Raw genomic sequence first — 26,294 nt, 5'->3', positions numbered from 1 at the left:
GCATGTGTTAAGCACGCCGCCAGCGTTCGTCCTGAGCCAGGATCAAACTCTCCGTGAATGCTTCCGGGTCATCCCGGCAACACACGAAAGAGCGGCACCGCAAGGAGGAATAATCCCCGCAGTGCACAGCGTCCTCGCTGTGTATCGCCTTCCCAGTAACGGGAAGGACTTTCAAAGGAACCTCATCCACCACGGACGAATCCGTGAGGGACGGGGTATCAACATATCTGGCGTTGACTTTTGGCACGCTGTTGAGTTCTCAAAGAACGGAAGCTGCCTTCAGCGGCCCTTTCAGGCCCCTCCGGGCTTTCCCTTCGTTGTGTTCCAACCTTAGCAGATGCTTTCCGGTCGGAATTACCAGCCCCTTTGCCTGTATTGGCTCCGGGACACGCGTTTCCGCGGGTCTCGTCGAGGCGGTTGTGCCAACGTACTGGAGCGGGCCGCCGGATGCAAATCCGGCGGCCCGCTGCCTGTCAGGGTGTTGACGGTGTGTCAGACCTCGACCACGACTGGCAGGATCATCGGGCGCCTGCGGTAGTTGTCGGAGACCCACTTGCCGACCGACCGGCGGATGAGCTGCTGGATCTGGCGGTTCTCCAGGACCCCGTCGGAGGCCGAACGGGACAGCCCCTCCTCGATCTTGGGGATGACCGCGGCGAACGCCTCGTCCTCGATGCCCGAACCGCGCGCGTGGATGTTGGGACCGCCGACCAGCTTGCCGGTGGTGCTGTCGACCACGACGAAGACGGAGACGATGCCCTCCTCACCGAGAATGCGACGGTCCTTCAGGGACGACTCGGTGATGTCGCCGACCGACAGGCCGTCGACGTACACGTATCCCGCCTGGACCTTGCCCGCGATCTTGGCCACGCCGTCGACGAGGTCGACGGCGACGCCGTCCTCGGCGATGACGCAGCGTTCCTTGGGAATGCCGGTCAGCTGGCCGAGTTCGGCGTTGGCGCGCAGGTGGCGCCATTCGCCGTGGATCGGCATCAGGTTCCGCGGCTTGCAGATGTTGTAGAAGTACAGGAGTTCGCCCGCCGAGGCGTGCCCGGAGACGTGCACCTTGGCGTTGCCCTTGTGCACGACGTTGGCCCCCCATCGGGTGAGGCCGTTGATGACGCGGTAGACCGCGTTCTCGTTCCCGGGGATCAGCGACGAGGCGAGGATGACGGTGTCGCCCTCGACGATGCGGATCTGGTGGTCGCGGTTGGCCATCCGGGAGAGGGCGGCCATGGGCTCGCCCTGGGAGCCGGTGCAGACCAGGACGACCTGCTCGTCGGGGAGGTCGTCGAGGACCTTGACGTCGACGATCAGGTTGGCCGGGACCTTGAGGTAGCCGAGGTCGCGGGCGATGCCCATGTTCCTGACCATGGAGCGGCCGACGAAGGCGACCTTGCGGCGGTGCTCGTGGGCGGCGTCGAGGACCTGCTGGATGCGGTGCACGTGGCTGGCGAAGCTGGCCACGATGATCCGCTTCTCGGCGCGGTCGAAGGTCTGCCGGAGCACCTGGGAGATGTCGCGCTCGGGCGCCACGAAGCCGGGGACCTCGGCGTTGGTGGAGTCGGAGAGCAGCAGGTCGATGCCCTCCTCGCCGAGCCTGGCGAAGGTGGGCAGGTCGGTGAGCCGGCCGTCGAGCGGCAGCTGGTCCATCTTGAAGTCGCCGGTGACGACGACCATGCCGGCCTGGGTGCGGATCGCGACGGCCAGGGCGTCCGGGATGGAGTGGTTGACCGCGACGAACTGGCAGTCGAAGGGGCCGATGCGCTCCCGGTCGCCCTCCTTGACCTCCAGGGCGTAGGGCCTGATGCGGTGCTCCTGGAGCTTGGCCTCGATCAGGGCGAGGGTCAGCTTGGAGCCGATGAGCGGGATGTCCTCCTTCTCGCGCAGCAGGAAGGGGACGGCGCCGATGTGGTCCTCGTGGCCATGGGTGAGGATGATGCCCACGATGTCGTCGAGGCGGTCCCTGATGGAACTGAAGTCCGGCAGGATCAGGTCGACGCCGGGCTGCTCCTCCTCCGGGAAGAGGACGCCGCAGTCGACGATCAGCAGTTTCCCGCCGAATTCGAAGACGGTCATGTTGCGGCCGATCTCGCCGAGGCCGCCGAGCGGGGTGATGCGCAGGCCGCCCTCGGTCAGTACCGGCGGGGCGCCGAGTTCAGGGTGCGGATGGCTCAAAAGGTTCTCCTCTGCCGCGCGCGCCGGGCGGCCCCTGCGGGGGCCCGGGGTGCGCGGCTCATCGTTCGTCGGGCGGCAGGCGGGCGTGCGGGCGGACGGGTGTCCTCGCGCGTCACGGCACGTCTGCGCCGACCTGGTGTGCGTTCTGCTTCGGTCTTCTTCGGTATGCAGCGGTATTCAGTTGTGAAGTCTGTGTTCAGAGGTGTACCCCGCCGGCGGCGAGATCCTTCCTGAGCTGCTCGGTTTCGGCGTCGGTGAGGCCGACCAGGGGCAGCCGCAGGGGTCCCGCGGGCAGTCCGCGCAGCGCCAGGGCGGTCTTCGTGGTGACGACGCCCTGGGCGCGGAACATGCCGGTGAACACCGGGAGGAGCCGCTGGTGGATCTCGGCGGCCTTGTGCACGTCGCCACCGGTGTACGCCTCCAGCAGGGCGCGCAGCTCGGGCGTGACGAGGTGGCCGACCACCGAGACGAAGCCGCCGGCGCCGATGGACAGCAGCGGCAGGTTGAGCATGTCGTCGCCGGAGTACCAGGCCAGGCCGCTGCGGGCGAGCGCCCAGGAGGCGGCGCCGAGGTCGCCCTTGGCGTCCTTGTTGGCGACGATGCGCGGGTGCTCGCCGAGCCGGACGATCGTCTCGGTGTCGATGGGCGCGCCGCTGCGGCCGGGGATGTCGTAGAGCATGACCGGCAGGCCGGTGGCGTCCGCGATGGCGGTGAAGTGCCGGTACAGGCCCTCCTGCGGGGGCTTGCTGTAGTACGGCGTGACCGTGAGCAGGCCGTGGGCGCCGGCGGCCTCGGCCTGGCGGGCCAGCTCGATGCTGTGGGCGGTGTCGTTGGTGCCGACGCCGGCGACGACGTGGGCGCGGTCGCCGACCGCTTCGACGACGGCTCGGACCAGCTGGTCCTTCTCCCGGTCGCTGGTGGTGGGCGACTCCCCGGTGGTGCCGTTGACGACCAGGCCGTCGTTGCCGGCGTCCACCAGGTGGGCGGCGAGCCGCCGGGCGCCGTCGAGGTCGAGCGCGCCGTCCGCGGTGAACGGCGTGACCATTGCGGTCAGGACCCGCCCGAAGGGGGCCTTGGGGGTGGAGGTCGGAGCCATGGGTCCCACGGTACTGGGTGGGTGCGCGCGGGTGCAGCCGCGGGACCTGCGGAGGAAGGACTCCGGCGCTGCCTGCTCGGGGGTTCAAGCAACGCCGGAGTCCGTTTCTGCAGCCTAGATGAACTTCACGAATGCCTGCAATCCGAACACTTCGGACATTTTCTCAGGGGGCGACTCGGCCGTTCGCGTTGAACGCGGCGTGCGTCAGCGGCATGAGATCCGTCCACAGCGCCTCCATCCGCTCCCCGACCATCTCGATCTCCCGCTGCGGGAAGGACGCCACCTTCGCCAGCTCGTGCTGGGTGCGCAGCCCCAGGAAGTGCATCAGCGAGCGGGCGTTGCAGGTGGCGTACATCGACGAGTACAGGCCCACGGGCAGAGTGGCCCGGGCCACCTCGCGCGCCACCCCGGCCGCCAGCATGTCCTGGTAGGCGGCGTAGGACTGGGCGTAGGACTCCTCCATGGCGGAGACCGCGGCCTTGTGCTGCTCCGGCGTGCCGTGCACGAACTCGTACTTGCCCGGGCGGCCCTGCTGGACCAGCTTGCGGTCCTGCGAGGGCACGTAGAAGACCGGCTGCAGCTCGCGGTAGCGGCCGGACTCCTCGTTGTAGGACCAGCCGACGCGGTGCCGCATGAACTCGCGGAACACGAAGATCGGCGCGCTGATGAAGAAGGTCATCGAGTTGTGCTCGAAGGGGCTGCCGTGCCGGTCCCGCATCAGGTAGTTGATCAGGCCCTTGGACCGCTCGGGGTCCTTCGTCAGCTCCTCGAGCGACTCCTCCCCCGCGGTGGAGACCCTGGCCGCCCAGAGCACGTCGGTGTCCGAGGCACTGTGCTTGACGAGTTCGACGGTGACATCGTCGCGGAACCGGACGGGGACGGCGGTCCCGGTGGGCGGATCGGTGGGGACGGGAGGGCGTTCCTGTTGCATGCGCCCAGCCTAGAGGCTGGTCCGAGGGGGTATTGCAGGCGACGGTCCCGACCCGGAGGTTGGCCGACGTGCCCGCGGCGGCTAGCCTCACCCGCTAGAGCCCGCCCCGCCGGACCGGAAGAGGATTCTCCGCGTGTCCCAGCCGTACCAGTCCCTCACTGCCCTTGCGCCCGACAGCGCCGAGCACACCGGCGCCCGGCCGCTGCCGCACGCCGCGCGCGACGGCTGGATGCGGCCGTACCGTCCCGGTCCCTGGCGGGTCGCCGCCGCCGCCCTGGCGCTGATGCTGGCGGCCTACCTGATGTTCGCCGCGCTGATCATGGTCGCCGCGGGCAGCGTGCAGGGCGCCGGGGCCTGCCTCGGCTTCGCGGTCCTGGTGATCGCGTGCACCCTGCGGCTGCTGCGGATGGGGGTGTGGATCAGCGGCAAGGGGCTGCGGCAGGTGGGCTTCTTCACCACGGCGACCGTGCCGTGGCGGCAGATCGGGCGGGTGCACACGGCGCAGCAGCCGGTGAAGGTGCTCGGCCTGCCGCGGACCGTGATGGGCCAGGCGCTGCTGATCTCGCGGCGCGGCGGCCAGACGCTGCGGCCGCTGATGACGGACCACAACGCGGATTTCCTCGGGCGGGTCGAGGCGTTCGACATCGCCGCCGACGCCCTCGAGGGCTGGGCCACCGAACTGCGCTGACGAGCGCCGGCCGGGCTGTCCGGGCCCGGCCCCGCCCCCGTCGGGCCGCCGGCCTAGTCGCCGACCGCCTTGCCGTCGTGCAGCGCGATCGCCCGCTGCATGGCCTTGCGGGCCCGCGGGGTGTCGCGGGCGTCGAAGTACGCGACGGCCAGCCGGAACCAGTTCCGCCAGTCGTCGGGGGCGGCCTCGGTTTCGGCCTGCCGCCTGGCGAACACCGCGTCGGCCGAGTCCCGGTCGATCCGGCCGCTGGGCGTGCGCGTCAGCTCGTCGACCGGCAGCCCGCCCTCGGCCTCCAGCTCCCGGCCCAGCCGGCCCGCGTGCCGGGCGAACTGGGTGGTGTGCCAGAGGAACCAGGCGCCGATCAGCGGGAGCACCAGCACCGCGACGCCGAACGCCACGGTGACCGGGCGTCCGTCAGCGATCAGCAGCACGCCGCGGTCGCCGACCAGGACGAAGTAGAACACCAGGACGACAGCGGACACGGCGTAGCTGATGCGGGCGCCCATGGCGTCAGGCTCCTTCGGGGCCGTCGGCCAGGAAGTGCTCCAGGCCGTAGGTGAGGCCGGGGACGGTCGGGACCGTGCGCACCGCGAGCAGGATGCCCGGCATGAAGCTGCTGTGGTGCAGCGAGTCGTGCCGGATGGTGAGGGTCTCACCGGTGCCGCCGAACAGCACCTCCTGGTGGGCGAGCAGGCCGCGCAGCCGCACCGAGTGCACCGGCACGCCGTCGACGTCGGCGCCGCGGGCACCCTGGAGGCCGTGCGTCGTCGGGTCCTGCTGGGGTGCGCGCCCCGCCTGGTGGCGGGCGGCGGCGATCAGCTGCGCGGTGCGGGCGGCGGTGCCGCTGGGCGCGTCCGCCTTGTTGTCGTGGTGCAGCTCGATGACCTCGACGGACTCGAACCAGCGGGCGGCCTGCTGGGCGAACTGCATGGTCAGCACCGCGCCGATGGAGAAGTTCGGGGCCACCAGCGCGCCGGTGCCCGGGGAGGCCTTCAGCCAGCCCTCCAGGGCGGCGAGGCGCTCGGGGGTCCAGCCGGTCGTGCCGACCACCGCGTGGATGCCGTGGCCGACGACGAACTCCAGGTTGGACATGACGGCGTCGGGATGGGTCAGGTCGACCGCGACCTGGACGCCGGCGCCGGTCAGCGCGTCGAGGCGGTCGTCGCGGTCGACGGCGGCGACCAGTTCCAGGTCGTCGGCCGCCTCGATCGCGCGGACCGCCTCGGAGCCGATCCGGCCCTTGGCGCCGATCACGGCCACACGGAGGGTGCTCATCGTTTCGTGGTCCTTAGGTTCGTCTGGCTTCACGCGTCGGGGTGGGCACGGGGCCCGGCGGCGGCCGCCCGGGCCGCCGCCGGGGTCAGGCGAGCGCCTCGTGCAGGCGGGCCGCCTGCTTGTCCTTCACCGGCCCTATGACGGCCAGCGAGGGACGCTGTCCCAGTACATCGCGGGCCACCGCGCGGATCTCGTCCGGGGTCACCGCGGCGATCCTGGCGAGCAGGTCGTCGACGGACAGCTGCTCGCCCCAGCACAGCTCGCTCTTGCCGATGCGGTTCATCAGCGCGCCGGTGTCCTCCAGGCCGAGGACCGTGGAGCCGGACAACTGACCGATGGCGCGCCGCAGTTCCTCGTCGTTGAGGCCGTGCTCGGCGACCTGCTGCAGCTCGTCGCGGCAGATCTTGAGCACCTCCGGCACCCGTCGCGGCTGGCACCCGGCGTACACGCCGAACATGCCGCAGTCGGCGTACGACGAGGTGTACGAGTACACGCTGTACGCCAGGCCGCGCTTCTCGCGCACCTCCTGGAACAGCCGCGAGCTCATCCCGCCGCCGAGGGCGGCGTTCAGCACGCTCAGCGCCCAGCGGCGCTCGTCGTTGCGGGACAGGCCCGGCATGCCGAGGACCACGTGGGCCTGCTCGGTGCGCCGGTCCAGGATCTCGACGGCACCGGCGGCGCGCAGGGTGCGCAGACCGCCGCGCGGCGGCTGCGGCCGGGCGTCGGCGTCGCGCAGCGCGCCGGCCCGCTCGAACGCCCGCCGGACCTGCCGGACGACGTTCGCGTGGTCGATGTTGCCGGCGGCCGCCACCACGAGCCGCGTCGGGTCGTAGTGCTTGCGGTAGAAGCGGGCGACCTGGTCGCGGGTGAGGGCGTTGATGGTCTCGACGGTGCCGAGGACCGGGCGGCCCAGCGGCGAGTCGCCGAGCAGCGCCGTGGTGAACAGGTCGTGGACCTGGTCGCCGGGGTCGTCCTCGGTCATGGCGATCTCCTCCAGGACCACCCCGCGCTCGGCGTCGAGGTCCTCCTGGCGGATCAGCGACCCGGTGAGCATGTCGCTGACCACGTCGATGGCCAGCGGCAGGTCGGTGTCGAGCACCCGCGCGTAGTAGCAGGTGTACTCCTTGGCCGTGAACGCGTTCATCTCGCCGCCGACCGCGTCGATGGCGGCCGAGATGTCGAGCGCGCTGCGCCGCTGGGTGCCCTTGAAGAGCAGGTGCTCCAGGTAGTGGGTGGCGCCGTTGAGCACCGGGGTCTCGTCGCGTGAGCCGACGCCCGCCCAGATGCCGAAGGTGGCGGAGCGCACCGTGGGCAGGGTCTCGGTGACGACCCGCAGCCCGCCGGGCAGCACGCTGCGGCGGACCGTGCCGGTGCCGTCGGTCCCCGGCAGGAGGGTGCGTGTGCGGGTGGCCCGCGTGCGGACGGCCCGCCCCTTGGTGGTGGGGCGGGCCGTCACTGCGGTGGAGCGGGTCGTCACTTGGCCGACTCGTCCTTCGCGTCGCCGTCCTTCGCGTCGTCCTCGCCCTCGATCACGGGGATCAGCGAGAGCTTGCCGCGCTGGTCGATCTCGGCGATCTCGACCTGCACCTTGGTGCCGACGCCGAGCACGTCCTCGACGTTCTCCACGCGCTTGCCGCCGGCGAGCTTGCGGATCTGCGAGATGTGCAGCAGTCCGTCCTTGCCGGGCATCAGCGAGACGAAGGCGCCGAAGGTGGTGGTCTTCACGACCGTGCCCAGGTAGCGCTCGCCGACCTCGGGCATCGTCGGGTTGGCGATCTGGTTGATCATCGCGCGCGCCGCTTCGGCCTGGGAGCCCTCGGTGGCGCCGATCAGCACCGTGCCGTCGTCCTCGATGGAGATGTCGGCGCCGGTGTCCTCCTGGATCTGGTTGATCATCTTGCCCTTGGGGCCGATGACCTCGCCGATCTTGTCCACCGGGATCTTGATGCTGATGATCCGCGGCGCGTTCGGGGACATCTCGTCCGGGGAGTCGATGGCCTCCATCATCACGTCGAGGATGTGCAGGCGGGCGTCGCGGGCCTGCTTGAGGGCCGCGGCGAGCACCGACGCCGGGATGCCGTCCAGCTTGGTGTCGAGCTGGAGGGCGGTCACGAAGTTCTTCGTGCCGGCGACCTTGAAGTCCATGTCGCCGAAGGCGTCCTCGGCGCCGAGGATGTCGGTCAGCGCCACGTAGTGCGTCTCGCCCTCGATCTCCTGCGAGATCAAGCCCATGGCGATACCGGCGACCGGGGCCTTGAGCGGCACACCGGCGTTCAGCAGCGACATGGTGGAGGCGCAGACCGAGCCCATCGACGTGGAGCCGTTGGAGCCGAGCGCCTCGGAGACCTGGCGGATCGCGTAGGGGAACTCCTCGCGGGTCGGCAGGACCGGGATCAGGGCGCGCTCGGCGAGCGCGCCGTGGCCGATCTCGCGGCGCTTGGGCGAGCCCACGCGGCCGGTCTCGCCGACGGAGTACGGCGGGAAGTTGTAGTTGTGCATGTAGCGCTTGCGCGTCTCGGGCGACAGCGTGTCGAGCTGCTGCTCCATGCGGAGCATGTTCAGGGTGGTGACGCCCAGGATCTGGGTCTCACCGCGCTCGAACAGCGCCGAGCCGTGCACCCGCGGGATCGCCTCGACCTCGGCGGCCAGCGTGCGGATGTCGGTGACGCCGCGGCCGTCGATGCGGACGCGGTCACGGATCACGCGCTGGCGGACCAGCTTCTTGGTGAGCGCGCGGTAGGCCGCGGAGATCTCCTTCTCGCGACCCTCGAACTGCGGCAGCAGCTTCTCGGCGGCCAGGCCCTTGACCCGGTCCAGCTCGGCCTCGCGGGCCTGCTTGCCGGCGATGGTCAGCGCCTGCGCCAGCTCGTCGGTGACCGCGGCCTGCAGGGCCTCGAACACGTCCTCCTCGTAGTCGAGGAAGATCGGGAACTCGGCGGTGGGCTTGGCGCCCTTGGCGGCCAGCTCCGTCTGCGCCTTGCACAGCACCTTGATGAACGGCTTGGACGCCTCCAGGCCGGCGGCGACGACCTCCTCGGTCGGCGCCTCGGCGCCGCCCTCGACGAGCTTGATCGTCTTGTCGGTGGCCTCGGCCTCGACCATCATGATCGCGACGTCGCCGTCCTCCAGCACGCGGCCCGCGACGACCATGTCGAAGACCGCGTCCTCGAGCTCGGTGTGCGTCGGGAAGGCCACCCACTGGCCCTTGATCAGCGCGACGCGGACGCCGCCGATCGGGCCGGAGAAGGGCAGGCCGGCCAGCTGCGTGGAGCAGGAGGCGGCGTTGATGGCGACCACGTCGTACAGGTGGTCGGGGTTGAGCGCCATGACCGTGCAGACGACCTGGATCTCGTTGCGCAGGCCCTTGACGAAGGACGGGCGCAGCGGGCGGTCGATCAGCCGGCAGGTGAGGATGGCGTCCTCGGACGGGCGGCCCTCGCGGCGGAAGAAGGAGCCGGGGATCCGGCCGGCCGCGTACATGCGCTCCTCGACGTCCACCGTCAGGGGGAAGAAGTCGAAGTGCTCCTTGGGCTGCTTCGAGGCGCTGGTGGCCGACAGCACCATGGTGTCGTCGTCCAGGTAGGCCACGGCGGAGCCGGCGGCCTGGCGGGCCAGACGGCCCGTCTCGAAGCGGATGGTGCGGGTGCCGAAGGTGCCGTTGTCGATCACGGCTTCGGCGTAGTGGGTCTCGTTCTCCACTATGGGGATTCTCCTCGTCCTTGCCCGCAGGGCGTGTCCCTGGCGGGCCATCGGTGGAGGGGCGTCCTGCCGGGGCCGGTCTTCGATCGAAGCCACCGGGGGTCTGCCACCCGGGGGCCACTACCGAGGACCGGCGTATGCGGCGGATAGGAGGACGCTCCTCCTCATTCGTTGTCAACAGCACCATTGCACCAGACGAGGACGGGGTCTCGCACGTCATGTGCACAGTCCGTCGCCGGGCACGTACGGTGCCGGTCCTGCATCGCACGCGCGCCGGGCCCCCGGCGCATATGCGAAAGGGAGCGGCCCCGTCGAGACGGGCACCGCTCCCCTCAAGCGTCCTAGCGAACGCCCGCAGCGCCGGCACGGATGCCGAGGCGCTCGCGGAGCTCACGGAAACGCGTGATGTCCTTCTTGGCCAGGTACTGCAGCAGACGGCGGCGCTGGCCGACCAGGATGAGCAGACCACGACGGCTGTGGTGGTCGTGCTTGTGGGTCTTGAGGTGCTCGGTCAGGTCCGAGATACGGCGCGACAGGAGCGCGACCTGGACCTCGGGGGAGCCGGTGTCGCCCTCCTTGGTGCCGAACTCGGCGATGATCTGCTTCTTCGTCTCGACGTCGAGCGACATACGGACTCCTCAGGGTGTTGGGGCCTGCGAGCGCCCCCGGTCTTCATCGCGGGGGATACTCAGGTGACTCGCAAGGCACAAGGTCACGAATGACCGTCACCCAGAGTACCAGCCTGTGGCGAGGCCCTTACCCACCGGTCAGGACGCCCGGCCGCCCGCCGGGACCGCCCGGTCCCCCGCGCCGGTGCTCCCGTCGGCGCTCCGCCCCTCGCCCGCCGCCCGGGCGCGCAGCCGGGCGAAGGCGGTGGGCGCCTCGCCGCGGGACACCGCGCCCTCCACGTGCGCCCGGATCTGCTCGGCGCAGTCGCGCGGGGACTGCGTGCCGGAGTCGACCTCGACGTCGTAGACGCCGTGCGCGTGCACCCGCTCGTACTGGTACGCGGCCAGGCCGGGCGGGCGGTCGCCGCGCTCGCGCTCGCGGCGCTCCAGTTCCGGGAGCGAGCAGCGCACCCCGACGAGGAACACGTCGAATCCCGACAGCACGTCGAGCAGGTCGGCCAGCCGCCAGGGCTCGCTCAGGATGTGGTCGACCACCAGGTCGTTGCCGGCGGCCGCCATGCCCGCGACGGCGCGGTGGTACCCCATGCGGGTCCGCCGCAGGATGCCGTCGAGCGACTCGGGGGCGATCTCCTTGTGCGCGCGCATCGCGTTGATGCCGTCGACGGCGAGGTGGAAGTGGGGGTCGCCGTCCAGGATCGCGAGCAGTTCGCGGGCGATGCTCGACTTGCCCGAACTGGACGTTCCGTTGAGAAAGATGATCCGGCCGGTGCGCATGGGCAGACCGTATCAATGCCGTATCGGTGGCAGAGGGACGGGAGTTGGGTGGTGAGGCGGGCAGGAGGCGGGTACGGGCAGGGTGTGGGGCGTGGTACCGCCGGGCGTCGGGCCTGACATCCGATGCCTACCGGCGATTAGTCTTGCCCTGAACGGGGAGGGGGAATCGGCCATGGGGTGCAGGGGCACGAGCGCCGCCGGACGGTTTACCGCAAGTGACCAGGAGGCATTGTGAGCAGCGATCGGGACGAGAACCGCGTGGGCGGGCCCGCCCCTGTCGAGGACGCGTCGGAGTCCGACTACACCGGCGAGTTCAGCCTGGGGCCGCGGCTCCCTGCCTGGTACATGCAGGATTCCGGCAGCAGTTCCGGCGATGCGTCGGACGAGTCGGAAGCGGAGAACGCACCGGAGGACGAGCCGCAGCGGACGGGCCCGCAGGCCGCCGAGCCGGCGGACCGCGCTGCCGCGGGCAGTGCGCCCGGCCCGGTCGCGGGCCTCGCCTCCGTGTCGCCGGCCTCGTGGTCGGCGTCCTCGGTACCGCTGGTCCCGCAGCCCGCGCCGCGGTCCGTGCCGGAGCCCGAACCCGAGCCCGCGCGCGTCGAGGACGAGCCGTCCTGGTCGGCGCCCTCCGGGCCGGTCGTCCCGCAGCCCAAGTCCCCCGAGCCCGCCGCCTCGCAGAGCCCGCGCCCGGCAGACGAGCCGCCCGCGCGACCCGCCCCCGTGCCGGACGCGGCGTCGTGGTCGGTGTCCTCGGTGCCGGTCGTCCCGCAGCCCAAGTCCGCAGAGCCGGAACCCGAGCGGGACGCCGACTCCGCCGGCGGCAGGGGCTTCCCCCGGCCGGTTTCAGCGACGGACTCGGAGGCCGTGTCCAATTCAGTCGGATCTGATCGGAGTTCGGCTGGTTCTGCCGCGGACGCGCCGTCCGGGCAGGGCGCGTCGCCCGACGCCACGCTGCGGTTCTCGGCCGCCGCGATGCGGCGGGAGATCGAGGAGCGGGCGGGCGAGAAGCTGCCCGAGCCGTCCGAGTTCGCGCAGGACGCCGCGTCGCCGGAGCCCCCGGCGGAGGCACCGAAGGCGGACCGGAGGGAGGACGCGCGGCCCGCGGCCGACGAGCCGGAACCCGAGCCCGAGTCGGAGCCGGAGCCGGAGCCGGAGCCGGAGGATGCCAAGCCCGCCAAGCGCGCCCCGGTGTGGACGCCGCTGCCGCAGTCGCCGGACGCCAATCCGTGGGCACCCGCCCCGCCGCAGGGCCCCATGCCGCCGCTGCCGCCGAGTTACCAGCGGGCGGACGCGCCGCTGCATCCCGGCGGCCCCAACCCGCCCGCGCCGCAGGGCGGGCACCCGTTCCCGCCGGCACCGGCCGCGGGACAGCCGCCGCTGCACCCGGGCGGCCCGAACCCGGCGGCGCCCCAGAGCGGGCACCCGTACCCGCCGCGGCCCGCGGAACCACAGGCGCCGATGCACCCCGGCGGCCCGAACCCGCCCGCGCCCGCCGCGGGTCAAGGAGGCGGTCAGGGGCTGGACTTCCCGCCGCCGACGGGCCTGCCCATGTCCCCCGGCGGATACGGCTTCCCGCCGCCCGCACCCAACCAGCCGCAGGCCCCGGCGCCCGCACCCTTCACACCCGAACCGCCGCAGCCCGCGGCACAGTCGGGCCCGGGGCAGAGCGGCTACGGCTTCCCGCAGCCGGCGGCGCCCCAGCCGCTGGACGGCCCGGGCCCGCAGAGCGGATACGGCTTCCCGCCGCCCGCACCGAACCAGCCGCAGGCCCCGGCGCCCGCACCCTTCACACCCGAACCGCCGCAGCCCGCACCGCAGTCCGGCCCCGGACAGGGCGGCTACGGGTTCCCGCGCCCGGCCGCGCCCGAGCCCCAGGACGCCCCCGCCCCGCAGAGCGGATACGGCTTCCCGCAACCGCCGCAGCCGGCCCAGCCCGGCCAGCTGGTCCAGCCGGGGCAGCCCGGCGGTGACCGGCTGCCCGCACCCGCGCAGGGCTTCCCTGCCGCGGGCGGTCCCGTGCCCGGGCCGCAGGGCCAGAACCCGGTGCTGCCCACGGGCCTGGCGCCGCAGCCTGCGCCGCAGGCCGTGCCTCCGGCTCCGCAGCAGCCCCAACTGCCCGGCCCCGCCGGTCCGGCCGCGCCGGGCCCGCAGGGCGGCGGGTACGGGTTCCCGCAGCCTGCCCAGCCGCAGGCCGAGCCCGGACCGCTGCAACCCCTGCCCGCGCAGGGCGGATACGGCTTCCCGCAGCCGGGCCAGCCAGGTCAACCGGGCCAGCCGGGCGTACCCGGCCAGCCCGTGCACCCCGGTCAGCCGGGGCCTGAGCAGGCGCCGCCGCCCGCCGAGGGCTACGCCCCGCCGGTCGACCCGCGCGCGGGCGGCTGGCCGACGGTGACGCCCGACCAGCGGCAGCCCATGGCCCACGGCGGCGCACCCCTCGGGTACACCGCGGCGGTGGAGCTGAGTTCGGATCGGTTGCTGCGTAATCAGCCGAAGCCGAAGAAGCCGGGTGCCAATGCGCAGCCGTCGCGGTTCAAGATCGGTGGGAAGAAGGAGGAGGCGGAGCGGCAGCGCAAGCTGGAGCTGATCCGTACTCCGGTGCTGTCGTGCTACCGGATCGCGGTGATCAGTCTCAAGGGGGGTGTGGGCAAGACGACCACGACCACCGCGCTGGGTGCCACGCTGGCGAGTGAGCGGCAGGACAAGATCCTGGCGATCGACGCGAACCCGGACGCCGGGACGCTGGGTCGTCGGGTGCGGCGGGAGACGGGCGCCACGATCCGGGACCTGGTCCAGGCGATCCCGTATCTGAACAGCTATATGGACATCCGGCGGTTCACCTCGCAGGCGCCGTCGGGTCTGGAGATCATCGCCAACGACGTGGATCCGGCGGTGTCGACGACGTTCAACGACGACGACTACCGGCGGGCGATCGACGTGCTGGGCCGGCAGTACCCGGTGATCCTCACCGACTCCGGTACCGGTCTTCTGTACAGCGCGATGCGCGGCGTGCTGGATCTGGCCGACCAGTTGATCATCGTCTCGACGCCGTCGGTGGACGGTGCGTCCAGTGCGAGCACGACGCTGGACTGGCTGTCCGCGCACGGCTACGCGGACCTGGTCTCGCGGAGCATCACCGTCATCTCGGGGGTCCGCGAGACCGGCAAGATGATCAAGGTCGAGGACATCGTCGCGCACTTCCAGACCCGCTGCCGCGGCGTGCAGGTCGTGCCGTTCGACGAGCACCTGGCCGCCGGCGCCGAGGTCGACCTCGACATGATGCGGCCCAAGACCCGCGAGGCGTACTTCAACCTCTCCGCGATGGTCGCCGAGGACTTCGTGCGGGCGCAGCAGGCGCAGGGACTGTGGACACAGGACGGCAGCAGCTCGCCGCCGGTCCAGGCGCCCCCGATGCCCGGCCAGTACCAGGGCGCCCCGGGGCCGTACCCGGGGGCGCCGGGCGCGCCTGGGCAGCCCGGACCGCAGGGCGGGTATCCGGCTCCGGGGCAGCCGGTCCCCGGCCAGCCGGCCCCCGGTCCCTACGGTCCGCAACCCGGACAGCCGTATCCGGGGCAGCCCGGCCAGATGGCGGCTCCCGCGCTGCCGCCCGGCCAGGTCCCGCCCGGCCAGTACGGCGTGCCGCCGCAGGCCCAGCAGCCGTACGGGCCCGCGCAGCCCGACCCGCAGGGCCCCGGCGCGCCGCAGTTCCAGCCGCAGTCCTCGCAGCCGCAGACACCGCAGGCCCAGCAGGGGTGGCCGCAGCAACCGCAGGACCCGCAGCAGCAGGGGTACGGCTTCCCGCCGCCCCCGCCGCCGCAGTAGCGCAAGGCGCCAGGCAGGCGGCCGCACGGCCGCCGACCCGCGCCGGGCGCCGCGCATCGGGCCTGGCAGGCGGTACCGAGGGCCGCCGTACGGACGACGATCCGTGCGGCGGCCCTTGCCCCTTCCGGGTGAGCCGTACACCGGCGGTCGTACGACGGGTCCGACCGGGGTGGCACGTGCACTGAAGCGGAATCAGCCCGTGGATCGTCGTGCGGGGAGGGTGCCGGCACGGACGATGGAACTCCACCGTCCATCGACGCAGCATCCGAGGACCACCCCATGATCGAAGCCCACGGACTGACCAAGCGCTACGGCGAACGCGCCGCCGTCACCGACCTGACCTTCACCGTCCGCCCCGGCGTGGTGACCGGCTTCCTCGGCCCGAACGGCGCCGGCAAGTCCACCACGATGCGCATGATCCTGGGCCTGGACTCCCCGACCGCCGGCAGCGCCACGGTGAACGGCAAGCCGTACGCCGACCACCGGGCACCGCTGCACGAGGTGGGCGCGATGCTGGAGGCGCGGGCGATCCACACCGGACGCACCGCCTACAACCACCTGCTCGCGCTCGCGGCGACCACCGGCATCCCCCGCCGCCGGGTGGACGAGGTGATCGACATCGTGGGCCTGCGCGAGGTGGCCCGCAAGAGGGTCGGCGGGTTCTCCCTGGGCATGGGGCAGCGGCTGGGCATCGCCAGCGCCCTGCTCGGCGACCCCGCCACGCTGGTGCTGGACGAGCCGGTCAACGGCCTCGACCCCGAGGGCATCCTGTGGATCCGCACGCTGCTCAAGGACCTCGCGTCCGAGGGCCGTACCGTGCTGCTCTCCTCGCACCTGATGTCGGAGATGGCGCTGACCGCCGAGCACCTGATCGTCATCGGCCGCGGCCGGCTGATCGCGGACACGTCGGTGGAGGCGTTCGTGAGCGGCGCGGCGGGCACCTCGGTGCGGGTGCGCACCGACGACGCCGAGGCGCTGCGCCGGCTGCTGGCCGGGCCCGACGTGTCGGTGGCGTCGGTGGAACGCACGGTCCTGGAGGTGACCGGCCTGACCAGCGACCGGATCGGCCGGATCGCCGCGGACGCCGGCATAGCGCTGGCCGAACTCACCCCGCAGCAGGCCTCGTTGGAGGAGGCCTTCATGGAACTCACCCGCGACGCCGTGGAGTACCAGACGCCGGTGCGCGAGAAGGAAGGACAGGCGGCATGACCACGACCACGATTCCCGCGGAGCCCCTGGCCCAGGCGCCCGCCCCGGCCGCGCGCGGCCACGTCACGCAGGCCCGGGTGCTGCACTCGGAGTGGATCAAGCTGCGCACGCTGCGGTCCACGTTCTTCACGCTGCTCACCGCCATGGTGGCGATGATCGGCCTGGGCGCCCTGTTCTCCTACTTCACCTCCAGCCACTGGGCGAGCATGTCGCCCGGCGAGCGGGCGCACTTCGACCCGGCACTGACCAGCCTGCGCGGCTACTTCCTGGCACAGCTCGCGATCGGCGTCCTCGGCGTGCTGATGATCAGCGGCGAGTACGCGACGGGCATGATCCGCTCGACGCTGTCGGCGGTCCCCAAGCGGCTGCCGGTGCTGTGGGCGAAGGCCGCGCTGTTCGCCGCGGTGGTGTGGGTGCTGATGACGGCGAGCGCCCTGGTGGCGTTCCTCATCGGCCAGTCGCTGCTGTCGTCGCACCACCTCGGCATGTCGCTGAGCGACCCGGGCGCGCTGCGCATGGTGATGGGCGCGGGCCTGTACGTCACGGTCGTGGGCCTGCTGGGTGTGGCCATCGGCGCCCTGATCCGCAACACCGCGGGCGGCATCGCCGCGCTCTTCGGGCTGCTGCTGATCATCCCGGTGCTCGGCGAGGCGCTGCCGTCCTCGTGGGGCAACCACGTGAACCAGTGGCTGCCCAGCAACGCGGGCCAGTCCCTGCTGGCGCTGCACCACGAGGCGCATACCCTGCAGCCGTGGACCGGTTTCGCAGTGTTCTGCCTGTACGCGGTCGTCGCCCTGGCCGGCGCGGCCTACCTGCTGAAGCGGCGCGACGCGTGACGACCGCCGCGCGGGGGCCGGGCGCGCCGTGCCGAGAAGGCCGCGGCGCGCCGCGGCGTCCCGGGGGCCAGGGCCGATGAGCCCGCGCCCGCCCGGGACGCTGTCCCCGGCCCCCGGGAGCCAGGCCGTGGCCGCCGACGCCGTCGGCGGCCGGTCGGCTGCTCCGGCCGAACCGGCGCCCCGCGGGACCGCGGGGGCGCGGGCCCGGGCGGCGCTGGCGGCCTCCTGGAACCGGGTGTACTGGCTTCGGGGGCGCCACCTGGCGCTGTCGCCCTGGGCGGTGGACGTGTGCTTCGCCGTCGGCCTGTTCGTGCTGCTCGGCGCCCTCTCCCATGGCGCCGTAAGGGCGCATCCGGTGCCGCTGCTGACGGCCCAGGCCGGGCTGGTGCTGCCGCTGGCGTGGCGGCGGCGGGCGCCGCTGGTGGCGTTCGGCTGCGTGGCGGCCGCGGCGCTGGGGCAGTGGCTGGCGGACCAGCGGCTCCCCGCCGACCTGGCGCTGCTGATCGCGCTGTACACGGTGGCCGCGAACCGGGACCGGGCGCGGGCCCTGGGGGCGTTCGCGGTGCTGGAGGGCGGGATCCTGCTGGCCACCGTGCGGTGGTCCCCCGCCGAGCACCGGGTCGGGACGTTCGTCTCGCTGTCGGGGCTGGCGGTCGCGGCGCTGGTGATCGGCTCGAACATGCGCGGCCGCCGCGAGCACATGGCGTTCCTGGAGGACCGCGCGGTGCGCCTGGAGCGGGAGCGCGACCAGCAGGCCCAGCTCGCGGTGGCCGGCGAACGGGCCCGGATCGCCCGGGAGATGCACGACATCGTGACGCACAACCTGTCGGTGATGGTCGCGCTGGCGGACGGCGCGGTGTTCGCCCAGCCGACGGCCCCGGAGCGGGCATCCGCGGCCATGCAGCAGGTCGGGGTGACCGGACGGCAGGCGATCACGGACATGCGGCGCTTCCTCGGGGTGCTGCGCGACGACGAGCCGGACGCGCTGCGCCATCCGCAGCCGGGCATCGGGCAGTTGGCGGGGCTGGCCGGGCAGGTGCGGGCCGCCGGGCTGCCGACCCGGCTGGAGATCACCGGCGAGCCGTCGGTCGTTCCCGCCGCCGCGCAGCTCACCGCGTACCGCCTGGTCCAGGAAGCCCTGACGAACACCCTCAAGCACGCGCCGGCCGGGACCCGCGCCGACGTGCGGGTGGCCTGCACGACGGCCGCGGTCACCCTGTCGGTGGCCGACGACGGCAACGGCACCGTCCCCGCGCCACCCGCCTCGGGCGGGGCGTCCGGGCACGGCCTGCCCGGGATGCACGAGCGGGCGGCGGCCTACGGCGGCCGGCTGACCGCGGGCCCGCAGCCCGGCGGCGGCTGGCGGGTCGAGGCCGTGCTGACCCTGACGACGCCGGAGGCGATGTGAACCTGGAGGGGGAGCCGGTGCGACCGGACGGCCGGCCGATCACGGTGCTGCTCGTGGACGACGAGCCGCTGCTGCGGATGGCGTTCACGATGGTGCTCGACGCGCAGTCCGACATGCGGGTGGTCGGCGAGGCCGGCGACGGCGCCGAGGCGGTGCGGCTGACCGGCACGCTGCAGCCGGACGTGGTGCTGATGGACGTCCGGATGCCCGGCACGGACGGCATCGAGGCGACGGACCGGATCATCGCGTCGTGCCCGCAGTCCCGGGTGCTGATCCTGACGACGTTCGACCTCGACGAGTACGCCTTCGCCGGCCTCAAGGCGGGGGCGTCGGGCTTCCTGCTGAAGAACGCCCTCCCGGAGGAGCTGCTGGGCGCGATCCGGGCGGTGGCCGGCGGGGACGCGGTGGTCGCGCCGCGGATCACCCGGCGCCTGCTGGAGCACTTCGCCCACCAGCTGCCCTCCCCCGCGACGACCGAGGGTCCGGCGACCGACGAGCGGCTGGCCCGGCTGACCGCGCGGGAGCGGGAGGTGCTGGTGGAGGTGGGCCGCGGCCTGTCGAACACCGAGATCGCCGCGGGCCTGCACCTGGCGGAGGCGACGGTGAAGACGCACCTGAGCCGGATCCTGGTCAAGCTCGAACTGCGCGACCGGGTCCAGGCGGTGGTTTTCGCCTACGAGACGCGGCTGGTCCGCCCGGCCTGAGGCCGCCCGGGGTCCGCCCGCGGACGGCGGCTCGCGGGCGGGCTCACCGCGCCCCGACGCGCGTCGGCTCCCCGCGAAAGGCCTCCCGCGTTGTCGGTCCCTGCTGCGAGACTCGGGGCATGACGGAGATGGGGCATGCGCCGAGCGAGCAGACGATCCAGACCTCCCCGTCGTGGGCCGAGGGCGACCGGCCCGCGCTGCCCACCACGGGCGGGGAGCGGGAGATCCTCACCGCCTTCCTGGAGTGGCACCGTGCCACGTTCGAGCTGAAGTGCAGGGGCCTGGCGGACGCCCAGATGTCCCGTCGGGTCATCCCCCCGTCCGGGCTGACCCTGCACGGGCTGGTGCGGCATCTGGCCGGGGCGGAGCGCTGGTGGTTCCGCATCCAGTTCGCCGGCGAGGACATCCCGTTGCTCCACTACTCCGACGACGAGCCCAACCAGGACTTCGACCGGCTGGACGGCGACGTGTCCGCGGCCTTCGCGGTGTGGCGGGCGGAGCGCGACCGGGCCAGGATCATCGTCGCCGAGGCGCCGTCGCTGGACACCACGTTCCGGTCCCGGATCACCGGCAAGGAGATCTCGCTGCGGTTCCTGCTGATCGACCTGATCGCCGAGTACGCCCGGCACAACGGGCACGCGGACCTGCTGCGCGAGCGGATCGACGGCGCCGTCGGCCTGTGAGGCGGGGTGCGCCGGCCGGGCGCGCGCTCCGGGACGGGAGTCTCCGGCCGGTGGGCCGCGCGTCCGGGGACGCAGCGGGTCAGACGGTGGGCTCGACCGCTTCCAGCAGTTCCCGCGCGCGCTTGACGTCGTCGGCCATCCGCTCGAGCAGCGCGTCGATCGTGTCGAACTTCTCCATGCCGCGCAGGTACGCCTGGAAGTCCACCGCCACGTGCAGCCCGTACAGGTCCAGGCCGACGCGGTCGATGGCGTACGCCTCGACGGTGCGGGCGGTGCCGTCGAACGTGGGGTTGGTGCCGACGGAGATCGCCGCGGGCATCGCCTCGCCCTCGACGTGCAGCCAGCCCGCGTACACGCCGTCCGCGGGGATCGCAGTGTGCGGCAGGGTCTCGACGTTGGCCGTGGGGTAGCCCAGTTCGCGGCCGCGCTGGGCCCCGCGGACCACGACGCCCTCGACGCGGTGCGGGCGGCCGAGGACCTCGGCGGCGCCCTCCACGTCGCCCTCGGCGACCAGCCGGCGGGTCAGGGACGAGGAGAACGCCTCGCCGCCGCCCGCCTCACCGCGCACGAACAGGTCGACGACCTCCAGCTCGTAGTCGTACTTCAGGCCGAGCGCGGACAGGAAGTCCACGTCGCCCGCGGCCTTGTGGCCGAAGCGGAAGTTCGGGCCCTCGACGACCAGCTTGGCGTGCAGCCCCTCGACGATCACGCTGCGCACGAACTCGCTCGGCGAGAGCCGGGAGAACTCGGCGGTGAACGGCAGGATCAGCAGGGCGTCCACACCGAGGGTCTCGACCAGCTCGGCCCGCCGGTGGTGCGCGGACAGCAGCGGCGGGTGGCTGCCGGGCCGCACGACCTCGCTGGGGTGCGGGTCGAAGGTCACGACGACCGAGGGCAGCCCGAGTTCACGGGCCCGCTGCACGGCGCGCCCCATGATCAGCTGGTGGCCGCGGTGCACCCCGTCGTACGAGCCGATGGTGACGACGCTGCGACCCCAGTCACCGGGAACGTCCTCCAAGCCCCGCCAGCGCTGCACCTTGACGCTCCGCTTCCTCGCCGAATCACTCACTGCCGCTTACGCCAGGGCGCTCGCCCTGCAGAGCCAAGCCTGCCATGCCTGGGGGCCGCGGTGTCCATCGGCACGTCACCCAACGGGACGCCCGGGGGTTCCGATCAGGCCCGGAGGCGGCGCGCGGGGCCGGCGGCCCGCGGTGGCCGTGTCCGGTGTCACAGCGCGGCCGGGGCCGCGGACGTGGGGTGCCCGCCGGCTGGTGCCCTGGTGAGGGGCCGGTCCGGGGAGCGGATCCGTCAGGGAACGGAGGCCAGGGTGCGGTGGGCGCTCGGGCCGATGAGCGAGTCCCAGACGTGGCCGTCGGCCAGCCACACCCGGACCATGCGGGCGAACTCCGGTGCGGCGGAGGCGAGTTCGACGATCCGGCGGTCGAACCTGGCGGCGCCGTCAGGAGTCCGCACCAGCAGCAGGGCGAGCTGGTGCACCAGGTCGCGGGTCAGCAGTGGATGCCGCTGCCGCGCGCCGTGGGCCGCCGCGGTGAGCAGCGCGTCCAGCACCACCGGGTCGCGCTCGGACTCCAGGACGGTCTCCAGCAGTTCCTGGCGCAGCGGCCGCGACAGGTGCGAGCCCGGGGCCGCGAAGACCGGGACGAGGGCCGCCCGCACCGGTGCGGGGTGGTCGCGCAGCAGGGCGGCGGCCAGCGGCAGGAGCACCCCGCGCGCGCCCGGCCCCTGTTCCAGCCGCAGGTCCAGGTAGCGGGCGACGGCCGCGACCTGCCCGGGCCGGTGCCGCAGCAGGTCCTCGACGAGCGCGGCGGCTCGACGGGCCAGCGCCGGCGCGCCGACCTCCGCCAGCGCCCCCACGGCCTCCGCGGTCCGGCCGTCCGCACACCGCAGCCGGCTCTGGAACGCGGCGAGCACGGGCTCGGGGTGCGTGGTCAGCGCGGCCGCCAGGTCCGCGGCGCGCAGCCCCGGGTCGCCGTCGGCGAAGTGCCGCAGCGCGGCGGGCAGATGGCGGGCGCGGGTCAGCGGATCGCGGACGAGCAGGCCGAGCGCCGCGCCGTGCAGAGTGCAGTCGTCGGGGCGCGCGACGATGGCCAGCGCGGCGTACCGCAGCAACTCCCGGTCGGCGTCCGAGCGGACGTACGGCGCGGTCCTCACCCCGTACGTGGCGGCGGCGACATGGCGGTCCGGCCGCGGATCGTGCGCCCACCGGTCGACCGCCCGGCACAGGGCGGACGGCTCGTCCTCGACCAGCGCGGCCAGCACCTCGTCGGCCGCCGCGCTCCCCGCCGCAACCAGGGCGTCCGCCAGCTCGTCGATGCCCAGCCGCCGGTAGGTGTGCAGCAGCGCCTGCGCCGCCGCGGCCACCGTGAGCCGCGGCTCCCCCTGCAACGGCCGGTCGTCCCCGAACCACCCGCACACCGCGGGCATCGCCACCCCCGGCTCGTCCCGCAGCATCTCCGCCACCACCCCCAGAAACCGCTCCCCGCGCCCTCCACGATCCGCGGGGTCGACCTGTTGAGCGCCGGACATCACGTCCCGCGGACCGTACGTGCGGCCGCCTGAACCTGCCAGGAGTCCGGACTCAGCAGCGCCGGTGGGATCGGCCCGGTAGGCGCCGAGCATCGAGTCGCGCCCGCTGCCGGCGCGATCGCCCGCACCAGCCACCGCTCCGGAGCCGGCAGCGCCGGTGCCGTCCGCCCGGTCGGCGCCGGGCCTCGGGTCGAGGGGGCCCCTCGGGTCGAGGGGGCCGTGAGTGCGGTCGGCCGGGTGGGGGCCGTCGAAACGGGGGTCCGGGGCTGCCTGGTGTGCGGAGTCGCCGCGGCCGGGCTGATCGGCGATGGCCGTCGCGCGGAACAGGTCATCGAGGCGGTCGCCTCGGTCGGCCCGTCCGGTACGGTCCAGCCTCTCGCCGCCGGTGCGGTCGTCGCGGTCTGTCCAGGCCGCGGTATCGGGCGGGCCGGCGAGGTCGGTGCCGGCCTCCCGGTCTGCGCGGGCCAGTGCGCCGGGCGGGCCGTCGGCGGGCAGCAGCAGGCGAAGGAGGTCGAGCCGGTCGGCGGCGGGGAGCGGCACGCGGCGCCAGAACCAGGGACCGAACGCGCCGAGGCCGTCCTCTCCCAGTTCCGCGAAGCCGCCGCGCTCGACCGCGCGCACCACGATCCGCCCGGCAAGCGCTCGCAGCACTTCCCGGTAGGGACCGGCGTCCGGCACGCGGAGCAGGACCTCGCGCAGCAGGTGCGCGGCCCACCACTCCGCGTCCTTCCGCCGCGCTTCCAGCCCGTACATCCCGCCCTCGGGACCGCCCCGCCCCGGGGATCGCGTGTACCCCGCGCCCTCCGATCCAGCACGCCCCGGCGCGTACGCCGGACCACCGTGGCCGTGCAGGCCCGGCACGTCGGCGGCGCCCCAAGCGCCGCCGCGGTGCGCGACCTCGGCGACGACCCTGCCCTGGGCCCTGCTCCCCGACCGGTCGGCGGCCGGGACGCAAGCGCGGTCCTCAATTCCCTTGGCGCCCGGGCCCGTCGGGTGGGCGGTCCCGCCGGATGGCTGCCGGTCCGAGACGTCCGCCCGGTCCCCGGGTCCGGCCCCGCCCGCGTCCGCCGCGCCGGTGACCTCGCCGATTCCGCGTGGGCCCACGCCCGCCGCAGGGGTTCCGCCGCTGCCGGGACTCCGCGGCTCCCCCGCCGTCCCGGTCTCCCCCACCGGGCGCCCGGTGGGGCGCGTCCGCGGGCTCGGCACGGTGTCGGCGTCGAGGTCGGCCTCCGCTTCGGGTCGGCTCGACGGGGCGCCGGAGGGGACGCGGCGTGCGGCCGCCGCCTCCGCCGCCTGCGGGGCCTCGCCTCCTGGCCGCCGCTTCCCGCCCGTGAGACCCGCAGGCTCGTCTGCGTCATCTGCCGTCGCGTCAGGCCGAGTCGGCCGCTCGACGGACCGGCCGGGCGCCGCGCCCGCCGGGTCCCTGCTGCCCGCCTCGGGGCGGCGCGGCGTCTGCGGGGGCACGCGAGGGGCGCGCGGGGCGAGGGCGGGGTGGGCGAGCGCCTCGATCAGGCCGTGGAGGTGGGTGGCCAGGGTCTTGGGCGGGGTCAGGAGGAGGGCCTGGACGACGGGGGCCGCGCGGTGGTGCGGCACCGGCAGGCTCCGCGGGAAGCCCTGCGGCGCGACAGCGGGCGCGGGCGGGACCGGGGGCGGCTGGCCGGTGGTGGACGCCCGGCGCGAGGGAAGCCGTACCGGCGCCTCCGCGGGGGTGCCCGCCGGGGCGAACCAGCGGTGGACCAGGGCGTAGAGGGCGGTCGGCAGGTCGAGGTGGAGCGACTGGAGCCAGTCGGCGGCCTCCTGGTGGGCGAAGCGGTAGCCCGCGCCCGCGGGCACCAGCAGGCCCTCGGTGAGGACGGCGGAGGCCCATCCCGTGCGCCACGGGAACAGCTCCTCGAACGCCTCGCGGTCCAACTCGCCCTGCCCGGGGCCGAGGCAGCGTCGGGCGGCCTCGTGCATCCGGCCCGCCACCCGCGCGGCGAGCCGCCGCACGCCCGTGCCGCGCACCGGCGGCTCGGACGCCGCGGCCAGCCGGACGGCGATGCGCAGGCACACCAGGTCCAGGTGCGCGGAGAACAGCTCCACCCGGCTGGGCGGTACTGCGCGCTCGCCCAGGTCCTGGTCCAGTTCCTCGGGCAGCGCGGCCCTGAGTTCCGACAGCAGGCGCATCGCCAGCGGGTGGGCCGCGTCGGGCTCCGCAAGGTCCCCTGGCCGGAGGCCGTAGCGCGTCCGGGCGCGGGCCGCCTGGTCGTCGGAGAGGTCGCCCAGCGGCAGGCACGGCGGCAGCGCGCGCGACGGCACGGCCGCCGCCGGCACCGCGGGTGCCCCGTACAGCAGCTCGCGGGGCAGCAGGGCGCCGGCCTGCTCCCAGAACTCCGGCCGGCAGGCCACCACGAGGCGGACCTGCCCGGCACGCAGCCAGCGCGCGGTGCCGGCGGTCCAGTCGGCCAGGGCGTGGGCGAGGACGGGCGGCATCTCCTCGGGCGCGTCGAGCAGTACGAGCAGGGGCCGCCCGGCGTGGTGGGCGAGGTCGGCGACGGCGTCCGGCGAGGGGTCGTCGGCGCCGCCGGCCGGCCACCCCGGAGCCACCGCGGCGTTCAGGGGGCGGCCCGCGCCGACGATCCGTGCGGCGGTGCGCAGCGCCCGCTCGACGGCGTCCCGCAGGCCCCCGTCCCCCGGACGCAGCTCCGCCCCGCGCAGCCACAGCGTCGGCTCGGGCTGGGCGCCGCGGGCCCGGCGTGCCGCCAACTGGGCCAGCTCGGTGGTCCGTCCGGTCCCCGGCTCCCCCACCAGCCCGAGCACCAGCGGCGGTTGCCCTCCGGTTCGCTGATCGGAGGGCGTACTCGTGCCGGCGGCGTACGCAGCCGCGCCTGGGTTGTCGGCCTCGTGGAGACGGCCCGCGCGGGCGGCGAACTCCCGCCCGCCGTAAGCCCCTTCGCCCTGCACCGAGCGAACGCCCGCGTCCTGGGGGCCGCCCCCGCCACCGCGCCCGACCGGGCCCTCGCCGTCGGACGGGCCGCCCTCCGGGGCCCCGGCGGTGAGGAAGTCGCGGAGGCCGGCGGCGACGTCGTCACGGACGATCGGTTCGCGCCATTCGCCGGGGCCGGTCGCGGCCCCGACCGAGGTGGCGGTGAGCTGGAGGGCGCCGGCCAGGTTCAGGTGGCGGCCGTACGCGGGCACGGTCGCCGCGTTGCGCCGCAGCAGCAGGGCCAGCGGCTCGGGCGCCCCTGCGGGGTCCAGCGGGATGGCGAACCCGGCGGCCCGGTGACCGGAGTGCAGGGCGGTCGCGACGACGCCGAGCACCGCCCCGGTCGCGGCGTCCAGCAGCGGCGCGCCGGACGCCTGGGCGGCGGACCTCGCCAAGTCGGTCTCCCCGAGCGCGAGTTCGTACACCTCGCCGAGCAGGTGGAAGCGGTCGGTCGCGGTGTAGGTCACGGTCGCGGTGCCCAGTACGGTGCCGTCGACCCGGTGCGGGATGTGCAGCCGCACCGCGCGTTCGGGGTGGGCGGGGCCGTGCGGGGCGACCGGCAGCGGCGGCACGGTCAGGCCCTCGGTCGCGACCAGCGCCAGCCCCGTCTCGGGGAGCGCGGTGACCGCCTCGGCCTCGGCGAGGCACACCTGGCCGCCGGGGGCGTGCAGGACGAGGCGGGCGAGCCCGTCGACCGCTTCGTGGCTGGTGACCAGCGTGCCGTCGCCGTCCGCCAGGAACCCCGTGCCGCGCGGGCGCCCGGCGAGGTCGCAGATGCGGATCAGCGGGTCGTCCCCCGAGCCGCGCCCGCCCGGGCCCGGCCATCCGCCCCCCGCGGTCCCCGCTCCGGCGC

Annotated in this window: 17 protein-coding genes and 1 pseudogene; 7 read left to right on the top strand and 11 right to left on the bottom strand. The window is 74.0% G+C overall.

Annotated features, from left to right (window positions below):
• Positions 1-492 precede the first annotated feature (492 nt).
• From ACH4TG_RS12325 to thyX, 3 genes are all read right to left on the bottom strand, one after another.
• Entirely contained in the window at positions 493-2,178 is a 1,686-nt protein-coding gene (locus ACH4TG_RS12325; protein ID WP_398242109.1) for a ribonuclease J, read from the bottom strand.
• 196 nt (positions 2,179-2,374) lie between these two features.
• On the bottom strand, positions 2,375-3,274 hold the full coding sequence (gene dapA / locus ACH4TG_RS12320) for a 4-hydroxy-tetrahydrodipicolinate synthase (protein WP_398242108.1): 900 nt from the start codon (positions 3,272-3,274) through the stop codon (positions 2,375-2,377).
• A 163-nt stretch (positions 3,275-3,437) separates the two neighbouring features.
• Positions 3,438-4,205 carry an FAD-dependent thymidylate synthase gene (gene thyX / locus ACH4TG_RS12315; RefSeq protein WP_398242107.1) on the bottom strand — a complete coding sequence of 256 codons (768 nt, stop codon included), beginning with the start codon at positions 4,203-4,205 and terminating at the stop codon, positions 3,438-3,440.
• Between the two features lie 133 nt (positions 4,206-4,338).
• Between thyX and ACH4TG_RS12310 the strand changes: the two genes are divergently transcribed.
• On the top strand, positions 4,339-4,893 hold the full coding sequence (locus ACH4TG_RS12310) for a hypothetical protein (protein WP_398242106.1): 555 nt from the start codon (positions 4,339-4,341) through the stop codon (positions 4,891-4,893).
• Positions 4,894-4,946: 53 nt separating this feature from the next.
• On the opposite strand, the gene ACH4TG_RS12305 is transcribed toward ACH4TG_RS12310, so the two are convergent.
• The 6 genes from ACH4TG_RS12305 to ACH4TG_RS12280 form a co-directional block, all read right to left on the bottom strand.
• Positions 4,947-5,399 (bottom strand): hypothetical protein, encoded by a 453-nt coding sequence (locus ACH4TG_RS12305; RefSeq protein ID WP_398242105.1) that lies wholly within the window; start codon positions 5,397-5,399, stop codon positions 4,947-4,949.
• 4 nt (positions 5,400-5,403) lie between these two features.
• Entirely contained in the window at positions 5,404-6,168 is a 765-nt protein-coding gene (gene dapB, locus ACH4TG_RS12300) for a 4-hydroxy-tetrahydrodipicolinate reductase (RefSeq protein ID WP_398242104.1), read from the bottom strand.
• Between the two features lie 85 nt (positions 6,169-6,253).
• The gene (locus ACH4TG_RS12295) at positions 6,254-7,645 is read right to left on the bottom strand and encodes a M16 family metallopeptidase (RefSeq protein WP_398242103.1); all 1,392 of its coding nucleotides are present in this window, start codon (positions 7,643-7,645) and stop codon (positions 6,254-6,256) included.
• Positions 7,642-9,867 carry a polyribonucleotide nucleotidyltransferase gene (locus tag ACH4TG_RS12290; RefSeq protein WP_398242102.1) on the bottom strand — a complete coding sequence of 742 codons (2,226 nt, stop codon included), beginning with the start codon at positions 9,865-9,867 and terminating at the stop codon, positions 7,642-7,644. Before ACH4TG_RS12290 ends, ACH4TG_RS12295 begins: the two co-directional genes overlap by 4 nt.
• Before the next feature lie 341 nt (positions 9,868-10,208).
• The gene (rpsO, locus tag ACH4TG_RS12285; RefSeq protein WP_033173003.1) at positions 10,209-10,496 is read right to left on the bottom strand and encodes a 30S ribosomal protein S15; all 288 of its coding nucleotides are present in this window, start codon (positions 10,494-10,496) and stop codon (positions 10,209-10,211) included.
• A 138-nt stretch (positions 10,497-10,634) separates the two neighbouring features.
• Positions 10,635-11,270, bottom strand: coding sequence for a chloramphenicol phosphotransferase CPT family protein (locus tag ACH4TG_RS12280; protein WP_398242101.1), 636 nt, complete (start codon positions 11,268-11,270; stop codon positions 10,635-10,637).
• A 972-nt stretch (positions 11,271-12,242) separates the two neighbouring features.
• Between ACH4TG_RS12280 and ACH4TG_RS12275 the strand changes: the two genes are divergently transcribed.
• The 6 genes from ACH4TG_RS12275 (at position 12,243) to ACH4TG_RS12250 (ending at position 19,929) form a co-directional block, all read left to right on the top strand.
• A complete protein-coding gene (locus ACH4TG_RS12275) occupies positions 12,243-15,089 on the top strand; it encodes an AAA family ATPase (RefSeq protein WP_398242148.1) in 2,847 nt (948 codons plus the stop codon).
• 279 nt (positions 15,090-15,368) lie between these two features.
• Positions 15,369-16,298, top strand: coding sequence for an ATP-binding cassette domain-containing protein (locus tag ACH4TG_RS12270; RefSeq protein WP_398242100.1), 930 nt, complete (start codon positions 15,369-15,371; stop codon positions 16,296-16,298).
• Positions 16,295-17,134 carry an ABC transporter permease gene (locus tag ACH4TG_RS12265; protein WP_398242099.1) on the top strand — a complete coding sequence of 280 codons (840 nt, stop codon included), beginning with the start codon at positions 16,295-16,297 and terminating at the stop codon, positions 17,132-17,134. Before ACH4TG_RS12270 ends, ACH4TG_RS12265 begins: the two co-directional genes overlap by 4 nt.
• A 127-nt stretch (positions 17,135-17,261) precedes the next feature.
• Positions 17,262-18,542, top strand: coding sequence for a sensor histidine kinase (locus ACH4TG_RS12260; RefSeq protein WP_398242098.1), 1,281 nt, complete (start codon positions 17,262-17,264; stop codon positions 18,540-18,542).
• Complete coding sequence (locus ACH4TG_RS12255) at positions 18,539-19,246, top strand: response regulator (protein WP_398242097.1); 708 nt, start codon at positions 18,539-18,541, stop codon at positions 19,244-19,246. Before ACH4TG_RS12260 ends, ACH4TG_RS12255 begins: the two co-directional genes overlap by 4 nt.
• A gap of 119 nt (positions 19,247-19,365) precedes the next feature.
• Positions 19,366-19,929 carry a DinB family protein gene (locus ACH4TG_RS12250; protein ID WP_398242096.1) on the top strand — a complete coding sequence of 188 codons (564 nt, stop codon included), beginning with the start codon at positions 19,366-19,368 and terminating at the stop codon, positions 19,927-19,929.
• Between the two features lie 79 nt (positions 19,930-20,008).
• On the opposite strand, the gene ACH4TG_RS12245 is transcribed toward ACH4TG_RS12250, so the two are convergent.
• Both ACH4TG_RS12245 and ACH4TG_RS12240 read right to left on the bottom strand, forming a co-directional pair.
• Positions 20,009-20,965 (bottom strand): bifunctional riboflavin kinase/FAD synthetase, encoded by a 957-nt coding sequence (locus ACH4TG_RS12245; RefSeq protein ID WP_398242095.1) that lies wholly within the window; start codon positions 20,963-20,965, stop codon positions 20,009-20,011.
• 2,969 nt (positions 20,966-23,934) lie between these two features.
• Positions 23,935-26,223, bottom strand: a pseudogene (locus ACH4TG_RS12240) (trypsin-like peptidase domain-containing protein); the annotation flags it as partial.
• Positions 26,224-26,294: the final 71 nt, after the last annotated feature.

It is taken from the genome of Streptomyces sp. NPDC020917, from assembly GCF_044333795.1.
Taxonomy (GTDB): Bacteria; Actinomycetota; Actinomycetes; order Streptomycetales; family Streptomycetaceae; genus Actinacidiphila.
This window is presented reverse-complemented; position numbering and strand designations above follow the sequence as displayed.